The following is a 16734-nucleotide window of genomic DNA, read 5'->3' as shown; positions in this document are numbered from 1 at the left end:
GGTTTTGGGTTTTGGGTTTTGGGTTTTGGGTTTTGGGTTTTGGGTTTTGGGTTTTGGGTTTTGGGTTTTGGGTTTGGGGTTTGGGGTTTGGGGTTTGGGGTTTTGGGATGGTGCGTGCTGTCCCTCATCCCAGCCTTCTCCCGCAGGCGGGAGAAGGAGCCGATCGAGCGGTTTGTAGGTTTGGTTATTACCTGACTATTTCCTCTCTCGCTTGCAGGGGTTTACCTAACTATTCCCTCTCCCGCTTGCGGGAGAGGGTTAGGGTGAGGGGAACGATGCTCAGCCCGGTACTGCTTCACCCTACGGCCAATCAGCAGCGTACCTACCAGCCCGCACACCGCCGCGAATGACAGCCATACGCCCGGCATAGCTTTATCGCCAGTCGCATGAATCAGATAACTCGACACTGCAGGGGTAAAACCGCCAAACAGCGCCGTCGCCAGGCTATAGGCCAATGAGAAGCCGGTGGCGCGCACTTCTGCCGGCATAATCTCTGCCAGGTACACCACCATCGCCCCGTTGTAGCTGGCGTAAAGGAATGAGAGCCACAGCTCGGCTTCAACCAGGTGGGCAAAGGTCGGCGCTCCGACCAGCCAATGCAGCACCGGCCAGGTGGTGAGAATCATCAGGATGGTGCAAATAATCAGCAGCGGACGGCGCCCGACGCGGTCCGACAATGCGCCCATCACCGGCAGCCAAAACAGGTTCGAGATGCCGACAAACAGCGTCACCAGGAAGCTCTCTTTATCGCTCATCATCAAGACTGTTTTACCGAACGTCGGGGTAAAGGCAGTGATCATGTAGAACATCACGGTGGTGGTGACCACCATCAGCATGCCTGCCAACACCAGCCCCCAGTTCTGGCCGACTGAGCGCATAATCTGGCTCATTGAGGGATGATGCTTACGCTGGCTGAAGGCTTCGGTCTCCTCCAGCATACGGCGGATGTAAAACAGGAACGGCACAATCATACAGCCGACAACAAACGGAATACGCCAGCCCCATTCGGTCACCGCGTCTTTCGCCAGCAGGTGATTTAAGCCCAGGCCCAGCAGCGCCGCAAAGATCACCGCCACCTGTTGGCTACCTGATTGCCAGCTGACATAAAAGCCCTTGCGCCCCTTTGGCGCCACTTCCGCCAGATAAACTGACACGCCGCCTAATTCAACGCCCGCCGAGAAGCCCTGCAGCAAGCGGCCGAGCAGAATCAGAATCGGTGCGGCGGCACCCAGCGTGGCATATCCCGGCACCAGCGCGATGGTCAAGGTACCGATGGCCATTAAGCCCAGCGTCAGCAGCAAACCTTTGCGTCGACCATGATGATCGATGTAAGCCCCGAGGATAATCGCGCCCAGCGGACGCATTAAAAAGCCCGCGCCGAAGGTCATCAGCGTGAGCATCAAAGAGGCAAAGGGATCATCACCGGGGAAAAAGGTTTTGGCGATCGCCGTAGCGTAATAGCCAAACACCATGAAATCGTACATCTCAAGGAAGTTACCGCTGGTAACGCTAAAGATAGTTTTGGCACCGCCCTGCGGCGACTTTTGTAAAGAATGACTTGCGCTCATATTGTCCTTCCTGGTTTTTCTTCCGTTTTAACGTGCTGAGCCAGGAATAAACGTGATCTTCTTCACCATTGCAGTTTACAAACACATGATCAATGGTAACCAAAAATTAACAATCAGATTTCATAAGCAATAGGAATAATATTAAATTTATTATTGATTGGCGAATTCAACCCTAAAAGAGCCATCTCCTTTTTAATTCCTCAATTTAATTATTAATCATAAACTAAATAAAAATACGTGGCGAAATGACCTATTGTTTTTAATGTGAAATTAATTAGCCCTATAAATAAGATTCTGCTCGATTCCGAGACAAGTCCCGTAGGATATTCGTTACCCGCGCTTTTATTCTTGGCCCGCTTAACGGCAATTGGGCCGTGGCTAATTCCGGTGGAGAACACTCATGCCAACACCTCTCAGCTTTGATCCTATCTCAGGTGGTAAATCAATTCGCGTCGGTACGCCTTATCAATTCTGGCAAGGTAATTTGCCCGATGAAGCCGGTACCGTGATTGAATTCATCATTAATGAACGTATCTTCAGCACCACAGTCGGCGAGGATGGTAATTGGTCATTTCAGCCGCCGCTGTTTTTTAAAGAAGGCAGCCATAACGTCACCATGCGCGGTTTTGACCTCGCTGATAATCATGGAGAACCGCACCAGTTCTCACTGGAGGTCGACCTTTCAGCCCCCTTTAAACCCGCGATTACTTCAGCGATAGATGATGTCGGCAAGGTTACCGGCGGAATTGGCAATGGTCAGATCACTGATGACACAACCCCTACGCTAAAAGGCTATGCCCAACCCGGTAGCATTGTGCAACTTTATGACTTTGAGCAATGGGTAGGCAGCACCGTAGCGCTACAGAATGGTGAATGGACGATCAAGGCACAGCTTGGCAACGGCGAGCATCAGCTGAAAGTGACCGCGACTGACGAGTTTGATCGCGTCAGTGAATCTTCAGATCGCTACGTATTACAAGTCGATGATTCACCGGGGATTCCCGCTACCATCAGCTATGCCATGGATGACGTGGGTACCGTACAGGGCAAGCTGAACTCTGGCGCGAGCACCGATGACTTCGCGCCAGTTATTGTCGGTCGGGCTGAGCCAAATAGCATAGTTTACCTTTATGCGCAGAATAGCCACGGCGGCATCGGCTATAAAGGCAGCGTGCTGGCAGATGCTAATGGTGACTGGTCCATTCAGTCGCGCTCAATGATCAGTGGCGACGGCCTTTACACCTTCCATGCAACCTATGTGAATAGCATCGCCGATTACCGTCCCGATTTTGCGCTCAATATGAAAGCGCTGAAGGACATCGAGCCAACCATTGAATTTGCTCACGATGACGCCGGGGCGATGACCGGTGCGGTTTATCACCGTGGCACCACCGATGACAAAACGCCGACGCTAGAGGGCAAAGGCGCGCCGGGAAGCGTGGTTGAAATTGAGTACAAGCTCAGTAACGGTAGCTGGCAAAGTGCGGGCAGTGCAACGGTTGATCAGCAGGGAAATTGGCAGGTTAAGTCCGCTGAGCTGAGCAATTATGGCGAGTGGGCGTTCCGTGCGCGCGGCGTGACTGCAGGCCAAACCAGTGACTGGAGCGATAACTTCGAGCTGATCATGATCCCAGGTGCCCCGCTGGCACCGAGCATCAATTTTGCCAACGATGATGTGGGTCTGGTGCAGGATCCTGTTTTCCACAACGGCACCACTGACGACAACACACCTACGCTGCAAGGCACGGGTACACCCGGCCAGATCATTGAAATTGAGTTTGGTCTGCAGGGAGAAAGTCTGCGCAGCAGCGGCACTGCACGCGTGGGCGAAGACGGTAAATGGAGCTTTACCTCGCCGCAGCTGGATCAACCGGGCATCTGGGAATACCAGGCTCGCGCCTCCACCGGGGAGATGAAAAGTAACTGGAGCGATAAATTCCACATCAACCTTGTTGAGGAGGCGCAGATCAGCAGTGTCGAGCCAGAGGAAAACAGCAACCTAACGCTGCAGCAGTTGCTGGTCGAGGATGGCGAAGGTCTGTTTATTGACAGCTCGCAGCTTGAGCTCCAGGACACTACTGCCGTGGCGTTACAGCTGGAAGATATTCTGCCGCAGGGAACAGAGGCCAGCGACTGGATGCAAGAAACCGCTACGGCCAATACTGCTGCGCAATACCACGTTTATAGCCATGACAACAGCGAACTGCTGCTGCAGGATGGCGCTGGCTCTTACGCCGCCTAACACTGCTTCTCAGTAAGGCAGCCATAAAAAAGGGTCGCTGTGAGAGCGACCCTTCTATTCAAGACATCAGCGTACCAAACGGAATTACTTCTTAACCGTTTCCATGCCCATCAAACCAATCTTCAGGTAACCGGCTTCGCGCAGCTGATCCATCACTTCCATCAGGGTGGCGTAATCAACTGATTTATCCGCCTGGAAGAAGATGGTGGTGTCTTTCTTGCCTTCGGTTTGCGCGGTCAACGTATTCACCAGCGTCTCTTTGGTCACCGCATCGTTGCCGATGTAGATCTGCTTATCTTCTTTAATCGACAGATAAACCGGTTTTTCCGGACGCGGCTGGGGCGCGCTGGTCGACGCTGGTAGGTTAACGCGCACATCGACCGTGGCTAACGGTGCGGCGACCATAAAGATGATCAGCAGAACCAGCATGACGTCGATAAACGGCGTCACGTTGATTTCGTGCATTTCGCCATCGCCTACCGAGTCATCGTTTAAACGCATCGCCATAATACTTATCCTACGCGCAGTTTCTGTGCCGCCGCTGGACGGTTGGCTTCTTTCGCCGTATCGACGTTGCCGAGGTCAAGATCGCGGCTCTGCAGCAACATGACCTGCGCGGCGACGTCGCCCAGCGACGCTTTGTAGCTGGCGATCATGCGCGCGAAAACGTTGTAGATAACCACCGCAGGAATCGCCGCAACCAGACCAATGGCCGTGGCCAGCAGCGCTTCAGCGATGCCCGGTGCTACTACAGCAAGATTGGTGGTTTGTGTTTTCGCGATACCGATGAAGCTGTTCATGATGCCCCAAACGGTACCGAACAGGCCGATAAATGGCGCAACGGAACCGATGGTGGCCAGGAAGCCATTACCGCGACCGGCATGACGGCTGAAGGCGGCAACGCGGCGATCGAGACGGAAGCTGGTGCGCTCTTTAATGCCGTCCAAATCTTCAGTGCCGGCTGACAGCTCCAGTTCATTGTGCGCATCGTTGAGCAGCACAGCGCTGTGGCTGTTGCCTTTGAAGTTTTCAGCAGCACGGTAAGCATCGTTTAACGATCGGGCTTCGCCCAGCGCCTGCTGCTCGCGCTTCAGGCGACGTTTCGCCCCGCTCAGCTCAGCAAACTTACCGAAGAAAATCGCCCAGGTGACGACGGAAGCCAGTAACAGGCCAATCATCACAATCTTTACCACGATATCGGCATGCTGATACATGCCCCAAACGGAGAGATCCGTTTGCATCAAATCACTGGCTACCACGCTGCATCTCCAACTTCTGTTGCACAGTTCACGATTGAAGCGCGGATCATAGCAAAAAACACCACCGAAGTGATAGTGGTTCTCATTACTATTTACAAAGGAAAGATGCCTGTCATTTCCACAATTTAGCCGATGTTATGCGCAATACTGGCCTCACTCTGATAATCGGCATTCAGGCTCAACCCGCCATAGCGATTCGTGGTAACGTGAATGTTTTGTGGGAAATGTCAGGAAAGGCAGTGATGGCAACGAAAAAAATAGACACCAGGCTGGTCACCGCGGGACGCAGCAAACGTTACACTCAGGGCTCAGTAAACAGCGTGATTCAACGCGCTTCCTCACTGGTTTTTGACAGCGTCGCCGACAAAAAACGCGCCACCGCCGGTCGCGCAACAGGCGAACTGTTTTATGGCCGTCGCGGCACCCTCACCCATTTCTCGCTGCAGGATGCGATGACCGAGCTGGAAGGCGGCGCCGGCTGTGCGCTTTATCCGTGCGGCGCGGCGGCGGTATCCAACGCCATTTTGTCCTTTGTCGAAGCCGGCGACCACATTCTGGTGAGCGGCGCGGTGTATGAACCGACCCAGGATTTTTGCTCTAAAATTCTCAGCAAGCTGAATGTCACCACCACCTATTTCGATCACTGCATCGGCAGCGAAATTGGCGAACTGGTGCAGCCGAATACGCGCGTGGTGTTCCTGGAATCTCCGGCTTCGATCACCATGGAAGTGCAGGATATTCCGGCCATCGTTGCCGCCGTACGCGCGAAAGCGCCCGACGCGATTATCATGATCGATAATACCTGGGCGGCGGGCGTGTTATTTAACGCGCTTGAGCACGGCATCGATATTTCGATTCAGGCCGGCACCAAATACATCATTGGTCACAGCGATGCGATGATTGGCACCGCGGTAGCCAATGCGCGTTGCTGGCCGCAGCTGCGCGAGAATTCGTACCTGATGGGCCAGATGGTTGACGCCGATACCGCTTATATGGCGAGCCGTGGCCTGCGCACGCTGGGCACGCGCCTGCGTCAGCACGAAGAGAGCGGATTGCAGGTCGCCGAGTGGCTGGCCGCGCAGCCGGAAGTGGCGCGCGTTAATCATCCGGCGCTGGCGCAGTGTAAAGGCCACGCATTCTGGCTGCGCGACTTCAGCGGCAGCAGCGGTTTGTTCTCCTTTATCCTGCATGAAAAATTAAGTCGCGAGCAGTTGGCAAATTATCTCGATCACTTCCACCATTTCAGCATGGCCTATTCGTGGGGCGGCTATGAATCGCTGATTCTGGCGAATCAGCCTGAGGAACTGGCGGCGATTCGTCCGGCGGGCGGCGTTGATTTTGATGGCACCTTAGTGCGTCTGCATATTGGTCTCGAACACGTTGATGACTTGCTGGATGATTTGAAAGCTGGCTTTGCGCGCTTAAATAACTAAACAGAAACTCAACCACGCTGTGGCGGCGATGAGAGATCAACGAATGCAGTGCCACAGAAGGTTAAAATTAGAATCCTTGTGACTCGATGGAATAGCTGATGGGTGTTTTACATGAGATTGTCCAGGCGCTTTGGCATCAGGATTTTGCCGCGCTAGGTAATCCTGATGTCGTGTGGATTGTCTACGGCGTGATGTTTTTAACGCTGTTTCTGGAAAACGGTTTATTGCCCGCGTCGTTTCTGCCGGGCGACAGCCTGCTGTTACTGGCCGGCGCGATGGTGGCCAAGGGCGTGATGGATTTCGTGCCGACCATCGTCATTTTAACTACCGCAGCCAGTCTCGGCTGTTGGTTGAGCTACTTACAAGGGCGCTGGCTGGGCAATACCAAACTGGTGAAAAGTTGGTTATTACACTTGCCGGCACAATATCACCAGCGCGCGTGGACGATGTTTGACCGCCATGGCTTGATGGCGCTGCTGGTTGGCCGCTTCCTCGCCTTTGTCCGCACGCTGCTGCCGACTATGGCCGGTATTTCGGGACTGAAAAATGGGCGTTTTCAGCTATTTAACTGGCTGAGCGGCCTGTTGTGGGTTGGGATCGTGGTGACGCTGGGCTACGGCATCAGCCATGTGCCCTTTATCAAACGCCATGAAGATCAGGTGATGGCGATCCTGATGATCCTGCCGATTGCCCTGCTGTTTATCGGTCTTGCCGGTAGCATTGTGGTGGTGTGGAAAAAACGCCGCCAGAAAGTCTCCTGATTACGACGCGGCGTCAAACGGTAATAACGGTACGGTTTGACGCACGCGGCTCGCCTCTTCTCCCGGCGTCACGCCGAAGTAACGCTTAAACTCGCGCGAAAATTGCGAAGGACTTTCATAGCCGACGCGTACTGCCGCGGCGCTGGCCTTCATGCCATCCTGCAACATCATCAGGCGCGCCTGATGCAGGCGATAGCGCTTGAGATATTGCAGCGGCGACGTTTGCGTCACCGCTTTAAAGTTGTGATGAAACGCCGAGATGCTCATGTTCACTTCGGCGGCCAGCATGTCGACGCTCAGGCTTTCAGCAAAGTGATTTTCGATGCGACGCAGCGCGCGGGCAATCTGGCTGAACTGCGTCTGACGATTGACCAGCGACAGCAGCGCACCGCCAATCGGCCCGATTAACACGTAATAGATCATCTCGCGCACCAGCTGTGGCCCCAGTACGCGGGCATCGCGCGGATTGTTCATCACATCCAGCAAGCGCTCGGCAGCGCACAGCATCTCGTCGCTCATAAAGGCTGAATGAATGCCGGAGGTTTGCGCCTGCGGCTGGAACTGCTCGTCATCGCCAATATCCAGCAACAAATCCTGCAGGCTGGCGATATCAACACTCAAACACATGCCCGCCAGCGGCTCTGCCAGGGTGGCTTCGGTTTCACACTCCACCGGCAGCGGCACGGTGAGCATCAGATATTTAGTGGCGTCGTAGTGAAAAACGGTGCTGCCAAGGTAACCGGTTTTACGCCCCTGAAACAGAATCACAATCCCAGGTTGATACATCATCGGCGTACGCGGCAGGGTTTCGCAGGCATAGATTAGCTTGACGTTTTCCACCGTGCACAGCGGCTTACTCAGGTCGCTCATCAACGCAACCACACGCTGCGCCAGCTGGCGACAAAGGGCGTCGTTTGACATGTTTTTCTCTCAGCAGCAAAAAAAGCAGTTTGCCGTAACGCTGCTTAAAACTCCATCAGACTGGAGAATCAGGCAAGATTCTTGCAGAAATTGCCCAGGCAAAAGTGCTGCATGCTTGCCACACTGATCCGCAGGCAAGGTTTGTTGACTAGACTTAAGCACATCTTTTCTACGGTAAGTCACTGCAACGGATAAGGAGCAATTATGGCAGAGCAACCCATTATTAAATTACGCGACGGCAACATGATGCCGCAGCTTGGACTTGGTGTCTGGCAGGCGAGTATTGACGATGCACGTAACGCTATTTTGGAAGCCTTAAAAGTGGGCTATCGCTCCATTGATACCGCCGCCATCTATAAAAATGAGGAGGCGGTTGGACAGGCGCTGCAAGAGACCGATGTCGCGCGCGAAGACATTTTTATCACCACCAAGCTGTGGAACGACGATCAGACCAACTGGCAGCAGGCGATGGAAACCAGTCTGAAGAAGCTGCAGCTGGAGCAGGTCGATTTGTATCTGATGCATTGGCCGTGCCCGGAGAAAGATACCTATGTCGACGCCTGGAAAGGGATGATTGAGCTGCAGCAGCAAGGCTTAACCAAAAGTATCGGCGTATGTAATTTCCATGAGGCGCATCTCAAACGTTTAATCGATGAAACCGGAGTGTCGCCGGTGGTGAACCAGATTGAACTGCATCCGATGCTGCAGCAGCGCACGCTGCATGCGTGGAATGCGCTGCACCAGATTCAAACCGAATCCTGGAGCCCGCTGGCGCAAGGCGGTAAAGGCGTGTTCGATCAGGAGATTATCCGCGAGCTGGCGAAGAAGTACGGTAAGACGCCGGCGCAAATCGTTATTCGCTGGCATCTGGATAGCGGTTTGGTGGTGATTCCGAAGTCGATTACGCCGGAGCGTATCCGCGAGAATTTCCAGGTGTTTGATTTCAGGTTAGATAAGACTGAGGTGAGTGAGATCAGTAAGCTGGATAGCGGTAATCGTCTGGGGCCGGATCCGGAAGCGTTTAACGGCTAGGTTGGTGCAGTCTTCCCCTCACCCTAACCCTCTCCCACAAGTGGGAGAGGGAATTGTTAGGTGCCAAATCAGCTCGATCTGCTCCCTCGCCCGCTTGCGGGAGAGGGCTGGGGTGAGGGCATTACAACGCTGGATTCACCAGCATCTGCCCCGCCGTACCGCGATCCGCCATCTCTAACGTTTGGCTGTAATAGACAAACGGGAAATGCTCTGACGAACTCTGCGGGAAACTCACCAGCAGCTCTACGCTACCATCAACCCACACGGTATCTTTCCAGCCGCGATCTTCGCCCATCGGCTGCGCGCCATTCACGTTCTTAATCAGGAACATCACGCCCTGAATGTGCAGCGACTGCGGGCGATCGGCGTGGATGATCCAGCGTTCAAAGGTGCCTTGCTGCACGGTGGTGTCAATGCGGTTCATGTCCCACAGCACGCCATTAATGCCCGGCTCGCTATCACCAATGCGGAACTCACGCGTGCGCACCGCTACGCCATCAAGAATCTGATCCGCCAATAAACGCATCGGCAGGTTATCCGTCACCAGCGGCAACAAACCGGTTGGGCGCAAGCTTAGCACCAGCGTGTTGGTCAGAATCGAGGACGGCTCAAACAGACCGCGCAGGCGATCCATCAAGCCCGCCGCCGTTCCGGCGGTAATCGATACTTCATCGCCCTGCGACATATCCACCAATATTTCACGACGTTCGCCCGGTGCCAGCGTCAGCAGCTGTACCGCAACTGGCGCAGGCAGAAACCCCTGATCGCTGGCAATCACCGTGAAGGGACGATTGTCGGAGAAGCTGAGATCGAAGCGGCGCGCGTTGGAAGCATTCAGTAAACGCAAACGTACCCAGCCGCGTGAGACTTCGACATACGGATTTTGCACGCCGTTCACCAACAGCACATCGCCAACAAAACCGCCGCTGGAGGGTGGGTTGTAAACCGGCGTGGCGAAGTTATCGAGCCGCTTATCCTGAATGATCAACGGGAAATCATCGACGCCGTAATGTTTCGGCAGCGGCAGCGATTTGCTGACATCATCTTCAACCAACCACATGCCGGCCAGGCCGTTATAGACGTGCGGCGCCATGCGGTTTGGCGTGTTGGCGTGATACCACAGCGTGCCCGCGCCCTGGCGAATCGGCAATACCGGTGCCCAATCGGCACCCGCCGACATCATGCGCGGCGCACCGCCCATCAACGCGCCCGGCACCTGCAAACCGCTAACGGTCATTGATACCGGTTCGTTAAGGCGGTTGCTGTAAATCAGCTTCACATCGTCGCCGCTGTAAACGCGCACCGTTGGGCCGAGATACATACCGTTAAGACCCCACACCGGCACTTTATTGCTGTTGCCGCTGAACGACCAATGGCTGCGCTGCAGCGTTAAAAATAGCGGTTGTCCGCGACGTGATTCAATCAGCGGCGGAATAGGAAGTGGCGTATCGCCCAATGGCGCGGCGGCGCGGGCGGCGTAAGGCATGGCACTGGAAGCCAGCGCGACACCGGCAGAAAGTTGAATAAACTGACGTCTGCTGCAAGACATAAAACTTCAGACCTTTTGAGCGTGGCGTAGAGACGCCGTGTCCATGTTGTTTTAATTGATTATTCGTTGCTGTGTGGCTTGAGAACGGGGCAGATGATTATCTGCCCCTTTTTGCTGGTCAGAGTTTACCGCTTTTTTCACGCTCGGCGACTTCGGCGTTCAATTCTTCCAGTTTAGTCGACATTAATTCACGGCAGTGCGTGGCGAGCTTGCGTACCGACGTGGTGGCAAACTGCGACGTATCGACCGGTGGCAACATCTCGACAATCACTAAACCGTTGTTCCAGCGGTTCAGCTTGATCTTATCGTGGGTGTTGGAAACCACGATGGGAATGATCGGGACACCGGCCGCCACCGCCGCATGGAACGCGCCGGTTTTGAACGGCAGCAGACCGCGACCGCGACTGCGCGTCCCTTCCGGGAACATCCAGAACGAGATGCGCTTTTTGTTGAATTGATCCACCAGCTCACCAATGGTGCCGTGCGCTTTCGAGCGGTTATCACGGTCAATCAATAGGTTACCGGTCAGCCAATAGAGCTGGCCAAAAAATGGAATCCACAGCAGGCTTTTCTTACCGACGGTCACCGTGGTGGGCTGCACAATCTTGGCAGCGGTGATCATGTCGTAGTTGTTCTGGTGGTTGGCGATATAGATCGCGTTGCCATAATGCGCGGCTTCCGGCGGCTTGCGCAGTTCTACTTTGAGACCAAACACCGTCGACAGCCGACCCAGCATATGGCCGAACGTCGCCACGTGACGCGGATTACGCGGTGAAAAAAGACACCAGATAATGCCGATAATACTGACCACAATTGAATAAACAATAACAATAATTGCTCGTAAAATTAGTAACATAGATTCCTCAAATTGGGCATTCCATCGCCTGAATTACAGCGTTACTCTTCACTCGCGTCAGCTTTTGGACGCGCTGGTGCATTCACTTCTACGCTATCAATGCGTTGCAGGCCACGCGCTACACTGCCGCGACGACCGCGATCGGCGCGGACTTTCTGCAGATCTTCATCACGCATAATCAGCTTACGCTTGCCGACGTACAGGGTGATCGACGCGCCTGGCGGCAGAATCAGCAACCATTGTAGTTTGTCGGTGCCCGCTGCAGCATCCGCCGAAGGGATTGAGATGATTTTGTTGCCCTTGCCTTTCGACATCTGCGGCAGATCGCCGACCGGGAACATCAGCATGCGTCCGGCCTGCGTGATCGCCAGCAGCATATCATCACCTGAATGCACCGCCATTGGCGTCATCACTTTGGCGTTTTCCGGCAGCGTCAGCAACGCTTTACCGGCACGATTGCGCGACACCAGATCGGCAAAGGTACAGATGAAACCGTAACCGGCATCCGACGCCATCAGCAGTTTCTGATCGTCAGGCTCCATCAGCACCTGCTCCATCACCGCGCCCGGCGGTAGCGTCAGTTTGCCGGTGAGCGGTTCGCCCTGCCCGCGCGCTGACGGCAGCGAAGTGGGATCCAGCGTGTAGCTGCGCCCGGTTGAGTCAATAAAGGCCACCGGCTGATTGCTCTTACCCCGCGCGGCAGCCAGATAGCTGTCACCCGCTTTGTAGCTCAAACCGGCAGGATCGATATCGTGACCTTTGGCGCTACGCACCCAGCCCATCTGCGACAGCACGATGGTGACCGGCTCGGCGCTGACCAGCTCGGTTTCGCTCAGCGCTTTCGCTTCTTCACGCTCGCGCAGCGGCGAACGGCGATCGTCGCCGTAGGTTTGGCTATCGGCCAGCAGCTCTTTCTTCAGCAGGTTGCTCATCTTGCGCTCTGACGCCAGAATCGCCTGCAGCTGGTCGCGCTCTTTTTCCAGCTCCGCCTGTTCACCGCGAATCTTCATCTCTTCCAGCTTGGCGAGATGGCGCAGTTTCAATTCGAGAATCGCTTCGGCCTGGGTGTCGCTGATGTCAAAGCGCGACATCAGCACCGGCTTCGGCTCATCTTCGCTGCGGATAATATGGATGACTTCATCAATATTGAGGAACGCTACCAGCATACCTTCAAGGATATGCAGGCGACGCAACACGCGATCCAAACGATAGTTGAGGCGGCGCGTCACGGTTGCGCGACGATAAACCAACCACTCAGTGAGGATTTCCAGCAGGTTTTTCACCGCCGGACGGTTATCCAGACCGATCATGTTCAGGTTAACGCGATAGCTTTTTTCCAGATCGGTGGTGGCAAACAGATGGTTCATCACCTGCTCCACGTCCACGCGATTAGAGCGCGGCACAATCACCAGACGCGTCGGGTTTTCGTGGTTGGATTCATCACGCAGATCTTCCACCATCGGCAACTTTTTGTTGCGCATCTGGTTGGCAATTTGCTCCAGCACGCGCGCACCGGAAACCTGATGCGGCAGCGCGGTGATCACCACATCGCCGTCTTCCTTTTTCCACACCGCGCGCTGGCGGATGGAACCGCGACCGCTTTGATAGATCTTACGGATTTCACTGCGTGGCGTGATGATTTCGGCTTCGGTCGGATAATCCGGCCCCTGCACAATATCCAACAGCTCATTCAGCGTGGTTTTGGGATTGTCGATCAGTTTAACTGCGGCTTCAGCCACTTCGCGCAGGTTGTGCGGCGGAATGTCGGTTGCCATCCCCACCGCAATGCCGGTGGTGCCGTTCAGCAGAATGTTCGGCAGGCGCGCCGGCAACATTTTCGGCTCCTGCAGGGTGCCGTCAAAGTTCGGGATGTAATCGGACGTGCCCTGACCCAACTCACCCAGCAGGATTTCAGCGTATTTAGACAGGCGCGATTCGGTATAACGCATCGCAGCGAAGGATTTCGGATCGTCCGGCGCACCCCAGTTTCCCTGGCCATCCACCAGCGGATAGCGATAGGAGAACGGCTGCGCCATCAACACCATCGCTTCATAACAGGCGCTGTCGCCGTGCGGATGGTATTTACCCAGCACGTCACCCACGGTACGCGCCGATTTCTTGAATTTGGCAGTGGAATTGAGGCCCAATTCCGACATGGCGTACACAATGCGGCGCTGCACTGGTTTTAGACCGTCGCCGATATACGGCAGCGCACGATCCATGATCACGTACATGGAGTAGTTCAGGTACGCGTTTTCCGTAAACTTGTGCAGGGCAAGACGCTCTGCACCATCCTGCGTCAATTCGCTCATTAAGCTCGCATCCTCACTTCGTGGCCCGCAACGGCGGGACATCCGGCGCTCATTTGGCGAGGATATTACCTTATTCGTGCGGTTTAGTCACAAAGAAGCCAGTGCAGCGAACAGATTCGTCTCATATTAAATAACGTGATATTGGTTAGAAATTTAAAAAGGAATGGGAGCTATATCACACTGAACATCCCCAATAATATGTGAGCAGCTTCGCAATTAACGCCACACCGACAACACCCTATTAATAATGTCCGCGCGCGCGGACAACATTTAGTATTGTTGCTTGCCGATGACTCTCCTAAATTCATACTCCACAAGACCCACATTTTTGCGCTTCTGATTTCTGGCATGGAATAAATATAAACATCAATTCGCCATTAACGTTTTGCCGAAATAAGGGTGACCGCATGCAAATACTGACTTCGCGACAACACCGATTAGTGAAATTGCTGCTGCATCATGCCGCACCGCAGCCCAGTAAAGAGTTAGCGTCACAGCTTCGCGTGTCTGAGAAAACCATTCAGCGCGATTTGCAGTGGCTTGAGAGCTGGCTCAGCAACTGGTCGCTGCAGCTGGAAAAAACGCCGGGACGCGGCGTACGTTTGCGAGTGGATGATATTCAGCAGCGCTTGCTGCTGGAGCAGCAGCTTAACGGCGATGAAAGCAGCCCGGATGCGCTGGGCCATAATAGCCGCCGGGTGAAAATCGCCTCGCAGCTGTTGAGCGACGCACCGCGCGCCACCTCGATCAGCAAGCTTTCCGAGCGCTACTTCATTAGCCAGGCCTCCATCGTCAATGATCTGAAGGTAATTGAGGAGTGGTTGCAGCCGTTAGGTTTGCAGCTGCAGCGCGGCCCCGGCGGCACGCACATTGAAGGCAATGAGCAGGCGCTGCGCCAGGCGATGGTGTCGCTGATTAACGATGTGATGCAGCAAAACGTTGCCGGCACCCCGCTGCTACCGCGGCTCGATCCCGGCAGCCAGCAAGCGCTGGTGCACTATTTTGGCGATGAGGATGTGGCTTTTGTGCAGGCACTGCTGCAGCACATGGAGCAGCAATTGAGTTATCCGCTGGGCGATGCGTGGTACCTCAATCTCTGCACCCATATCCTGATCATGATGCATCGCATGGCGCAAGGAAACGCGCTGGCGCTGGAAACCCTGACCAGCGCGCAGGATCTCGATCAACGTATTCTCACCATCGCCAGGCAGATGGTGACCCAGATTGAGCAGCGTATGTGCTGCGCGCTGCCGGCCGATGAGGTGGGCTTTATTTATCAATATATCGTCTCATCCGGCATTGTGGTGGAAGAGCGCGGTGATAATGCACCGCTGCATAATCAATTTTCCACTGCTGAATCCGTAAAAATAACCTGTGAATTAATTGATCGTTTCTCATCCTTTATTCAGCAGGATTTAGTGCAGGACCGATTATTATTTGAAGGATTGCTGGTACATATAAAACCATTATTAAATCGACTCAAATACCATATTCATATTCGCAATCCGCTGCTGGAAGATATTCAGCAGGAGATGAAAGAGATATTTTCTTTGACTAAACAGGCGATGCAATTAACTGCACGCAGCCAGGGACTTTCATCGGTGGCGGATGACGAAATAGGTTATCTGTGCGTGCATTTCCAGGCCGCGCTGGAGCGACAAATCGCTCACAAACGCATTCTGGTGGTGTGCTCCAGCGGCGTTGGCACCTCGCATTTGCTTAAGAGCCGCATCCTGCGCGCCTTTCCGGATTGGGAAATTGTTGGCGTCGTCTCGGCCAGTAATCAGGCTGACTTTTGCCAGCGAGAAACGGTGGATTTGGTGATTACCACCATTCACCTCCCCGCCGGGGCTGTTCCGGCAGTGTATGTCAGCGCCTTCTTTAACGATGACGATATCCGGCGGGTGACTGACGCCATGATTGGTAGCCAGCTACCTGACGGCGCCTTCTGCGCCTTGGCTGAACATTAATTGCATGAGGATTCACCATGGATATTTCCCGCATTCTGACGCCGCGCCGCGTTAACCTGGCGCTGACCGCCACCAGCAAAGAAGAAGCGATTCTTGAGCTGACCGATTTGCTCTACCACGACGGCGCCATCAGCGACCGCGCCGCCTTTATTGAGGACGTCTGGCTGCGCGAAGCCGAAGGTTCTACCGGCTTCGAAAACCATATTGCCATCCCGCACGGTAAATCTGCGGCGGTGAAACAAACCACACTCGCCATCGGCCGCACCCAACATGACATTCCATGGGAAACGCTGGATGGCAGCCAGGTGCGCTGCATCATCCTGTTCGCGGTGCGGCTGGAAGATCAGAACACTACCCATATTCGCCTGTTGTCGCAGGTGGCCAGCGCGCTGGCCGATGATGAGGTGATAGCCCAACTGCTGGTGGAAAACGATGCCAGCAATATCATCCGGCTGTTTAGTCAGTACGCCGAAACCGACCTCTGTTAACCGCCTAACTCTCTGAGGTGACACATGAATATCGTCTGTGTAGCGGCCTGCACGGCAGGCATCGCGCATACCTATATTGCGCGCGAAAAACTGATTAAGGGGGCCCACGCGTTGGGCCACACCATCCACGTGGAAACGCAGGGCACCATCGGCACCGAAACGCCACTGACGGCGGAGGAGATTGCCGCCGCTGACGTGGTGATCCTCGCCGTCGACGTGAAGATTAAAGGCGAGGAGCGCTTTCAGGGCAAACCCATTGTGCGAGTGAAAACCGAAGTGGTGATCAAGTCACCGGTTAAATTCCTCGAAAAAGTGGCGGATTCACTGGCGCGCGCCTGAGGAG

15 protein-coding genes are annotated in these 16734 nt (G+C 54.6%); 8 read left to right on the top strand and 7 right to left on the bottom strand.

The window, feature by feature from the left end; all coding sequences use genetic code 11:
• The coding region (locus PMI17_RS25740; protein ID WP_238541546.1) for a hypothetical protein at nucleotides 1–195 on the top strand (195 nt) is incomplete at its 5' end.
• Nucleotides 196–221: 26 nt separating this feature from the next.
• Here the strand turns inward: PMI17_RS25740 and PMI17_RS13455 are convergent.
• On the bottom strand, nucleotides 222–1568 hold the full coding sequence (locus PMI17_RS13455) for an MFS transporter (protein WP_009127743.1): 1347 nt from the start codon (nucleotides 1566–1568) through the stop codon (nucleotides 222–224).
• 400 nt (nucleotides 1569–1968) lie between these two features.
• Here PMI17_RS13455 and PMI17_RS13450 point away from each other — a divergent pair, with 400 nt between their 5' ends.
• A complete protein-coding gene (locus PMI17_RS13450) occupies nucleotides 1969–3810 on the top strand; it encodes an Ig-like domain-containing protein (RefSeq protein ID WP_009127740.1) in 1842 nt (613 codons plus the stop codon).
• 84 nt (nucleotides 3811–3894) lie between these two features.
• Here PMI17_RS13450 and exbD read toward each other — a convergent pair whose 3' ends face one another.
• Together exbD and exbB are read right to left on the bottom strand one after the other, a co-directional pair.
• Nucleotides 3895–4317, bottom strand: coding sequence for a TonB system transport protein ExbD (exbD, locus tag PMI17_RS13445; protein ID WP_009127738.1), 423 nt, complete (start codon nucleotides 4315–4317; stop codon nucleotides 3895–3897).
• Nucleotides 4318–4322: 5 nt separating this feature from the next.
• Nucleotides 4323–5051, bottom strand: a complete 729-nt coding sequence (gene exbB / locus PMI17_RS13440; protein WP_071531065.1) for a tol-pal system-associated acyl-CoA thioesterase — start codon at nucleotides 5049–5051, stop codon at nucleotides 4323–4325.
• A 260-nt stretch (nucleotides 5052–5311) separates the two neighbouring features.
• Between exbB and metC the strand changes: the two genes are divergently transcribed.
• On the top strand, nucleotides 5312–6502 hold the full coding sequence (gene metC, locus PMI17_RS13435; RefSeq protein ID WP_009127734.1) for a cystathionine beta-lyase: 1191 nt from the start codon (nucleotides 5312–5314) through the stop codon (nucleotides 6500–6502).
• 98 nt (nucleotides 6503–6600) lie between these two features.
• Nucleotides 6601–7263, top strand: coding sequence for a DedA family protein (locus PMI17_RS13430; RefSeq protein WP_009127733.1), 663 nt, complete (start codon nucleotides 6601–6603; stop codon nucleotides 7261–7263).
• Here PMI17_RS13430 and PMI17_RS13425 read toward each other — a convergent pair whose 3' ends face one another.
• Nucleotides 7264–8184 carry an AraC family transcriptional regulator gene (locus PMI17_RS13425; protein WP_009127732.1) on the bottom strand — a complete coding sequence of 307 codons (921 nt, stop codon included), beginning with the start codon at nucleotides 8182–8184 and terminating at the stop codon, nucleotides 7264–7266. It abuts the gene before it with no gap.
• A gap of 204 nt (nucleotides 8185–8388) precedes the next feature.
• Here PMI17_RS13425 and dkgA point away from each other — a divergent pair, with 204 nt between their 5' ends.
• Complete coding sequence (gene dkgA, locus PMI17_RS13420; protein WP_009127730.1) at nucleotides 8389–9216, top strand: 2,5-didehydrogluconate reductase DkgA; 828 nt, start codon at nucleotides 8389–8391, stop codon at nucleotides 9214–9216.
• A 121-nt stretch (nucleotides 9217–9337) separates the two neighbouring features.
• On the opposite strand, the gene ftsP is transcribed toward dkgA, so the two are convergent.
• From ftsP to parC, 3 genes are all read right to left on the bottom strand, one after another.
• A complete protein-coding gene (gene ftsP / locus PMI17_RS13415) occupies nucleotides 9338–10765 on the bottom strand; it encodes a cell division protein FtsP (protein WP_009127728.1) in 1428 nt (475 codons plus the stop codon).
• 118 nt (nucleotides 10766–10883) lie between these two features.
• Nucleotides 10884–11621, bottom strand: a complete 738-nt coding sequence (locus PMI17_RS13410; RefSeq protein WP_009127726.1) for a 1-acylglycerol-3-phosphate O-acyltransferase — start codon at nucleotides 11619–11621, stop codon at nucleotides 10884–10886.
• Nucleotides 11622–11662: 41 nt separating this feature from the next.
• Nucleotides 11663–13933 (bottom strand): DNA topoisomerase IV subunit A, encoded by a 2271-nt coding sequence (parC, locus tag PMI17_RS13405; protein WP_009127724.1) that lies wholly within the window; start codon nucleotides 13931–13933, stop codon nucleotides 11663–11665.
• Between the two features lie 407 nt (nucleotides 13934–14340).
• On the opposite strand from parC, the gene PMI17_RS13400 reads away from it, so the two are divergent.
• Genes PMI17_RS13400 through PMI17_RS13390 form a run of 3 tightly spaced genes read left to right on the top strand, consistent with a single transcriptional unit; the run spans nucleotide 14341 to nucleotide 16730 of the window.
• On the top strand, nucleotides 14341–15903 hold the full coding sequence (locus PMI17_RS13400) for a transcription antiterminator (RefSeq protein ID WP_009127722.1): 1563 nt from the start codon (nucleotides 14341–14343) through the stop codon (nucleotides 15901–15903).
• A 17-nt stretch (nucleotides 15904–15920) separates the two neighbouring features.
• A complete protein-coding gene (locus PMI17_RS13395) occupies nucleotides 15921–16391 on the top strand; it encodes a PTS sugar transporter subunit IIA (RefSeq protein WP_009127719.1) in 471 nt (156 codons plus the stop codon).
• 24 nt (nucleotides 16392–16415) lie between these two features.
• Complete coding sequence (locus tag PMI17_RS13390; RefSeq protein ID WP_009127717.1) at nucleotides 16416–16730, top strand: PTS fructose transporter subunit IIB; 315 nt, start codon at nucleotides 16416–16418, stop codon at nucleotides 16728–16730.
• Nucleotides 16731–16734: the final 4 nt, after the last annotated feature.

The sequence above is a fragment of the Pantoea sp. GM01 genome, assembly GCF_000282675.1.
Classification (GTDB): Bacteria; Pseudomonadota; Gammaproteobacteria; order Enterobacterales; family Enterobacteriaceae; genus Pantoea; species Pantoea nemavictus.
Note: the sequence above shows the minus strand (reverse complement) of the source record. Positions and strands in the feature narration are given on the sequence as shown.

What these genes read in the sequence shown, in the direction of transcription:
- PMI17_RS13455 (WP_009127743.1), bottom strand. Translation starts at nt 1,568, where the DNA reads ATGAGCGCAAGTCATTCTTTACAAAAGTCGCCGCAGGGCGGTGCCAAA.
- PMI17_RS13450 (WP_009127740.1), top strand. Translation starts at nt 1,969, where the DNA reads ATGCCAACACCTCTCAGCTTTGATCCTATCTCAGGTGGTAAATCAATT.
- exbD (WP_009127738.1), bottom strand. Translation starts at nt 4,317, where the DNA reads ATGGCGATGCGTTTAAACGATGACTCGGTAGGCGATGGCGAAATGCAC.
- exbB (WP_071531065.1), bottom strand. Translation starts at nt 5,051, where the DNA reads ATGCAAACGGATCTCTCCGTTTGGGGCATGTATCAGCATGCCGATATC.
- metC (WP_009127734.1), top strand. Translation starts at nt 5,312, where the DNA reads ATGGCAACGAAAAAAATAGACACCAGGCTGGTCACCGCGGGACGCAGC.
- PMI17_RS13430 (WP_009127733.1), top strand. Translation starts at nt 6,601, where the DNA reads ATGGGTGTTTTACATGAGATTGTCCAGGCGCTTTGGCATCAGGATTTT.
- PMI17_RS13425 (WP_009127732.1), bottom strand. Translation starts at nt 8,184, where the DNA reads ATGTCAAACGACGCCCTTTGTCGCCAGCTGGCGCAGCGTGTGGTTGCG.
- dkgA (WP_009127730.1), top strand. Translation starts at nt 8,389, where the DNA reads ATGGCAGAGCAACCCATTATTAAATTACGCGACGGCAACATGATGCCG.
- ftsP (WP_009127728.1), bottom strand. Translation starts at nt 10,765, where the DNA reads ATGTCTTGCAGCAGACGTCAGTTTATTCAACTTTCTGCCGGTGTCGCG.
- PMI17_RS13410 (WP_009127726.1), bottom strand. Translation starts at nt 11,621, where the DNA reads ATGTTACTAATTTTACGAGCAATTATTGTTATTGTTTATTCAATTGTG.
- parC (WP_009127724.1), bottom strand. Translation starts at nt 13,933, where the DNA reads ATGAGCGAATTGACGCAGGATGGTGCAGAGCGTCTTGCCCTGCACAAG.
- PMI17_RS13400 (WP_009127722.1), top strand. Translation starts at nt 14,341, where the DNA reads ATGCAAATACTGACTTCGCGACAACACCGATTAGTGAAATTGCTGCTG.
- PMI17_RS13395 (WP_009127719.1), top strand. Translation starts at nt 15,921, where the DNA reads ATGGATATTTCCCGCATTCTGACGCCGCGCCGCGTTAACCTGGCGCTG.
- PMI17_RS13390 (WP_009127717.1), top strand. Translation starts at nt 16,416, where the DNA reads ATGAATATCGTCTGTGTAGCGGCCTGCACGGCAGGCATCGCGCATACC.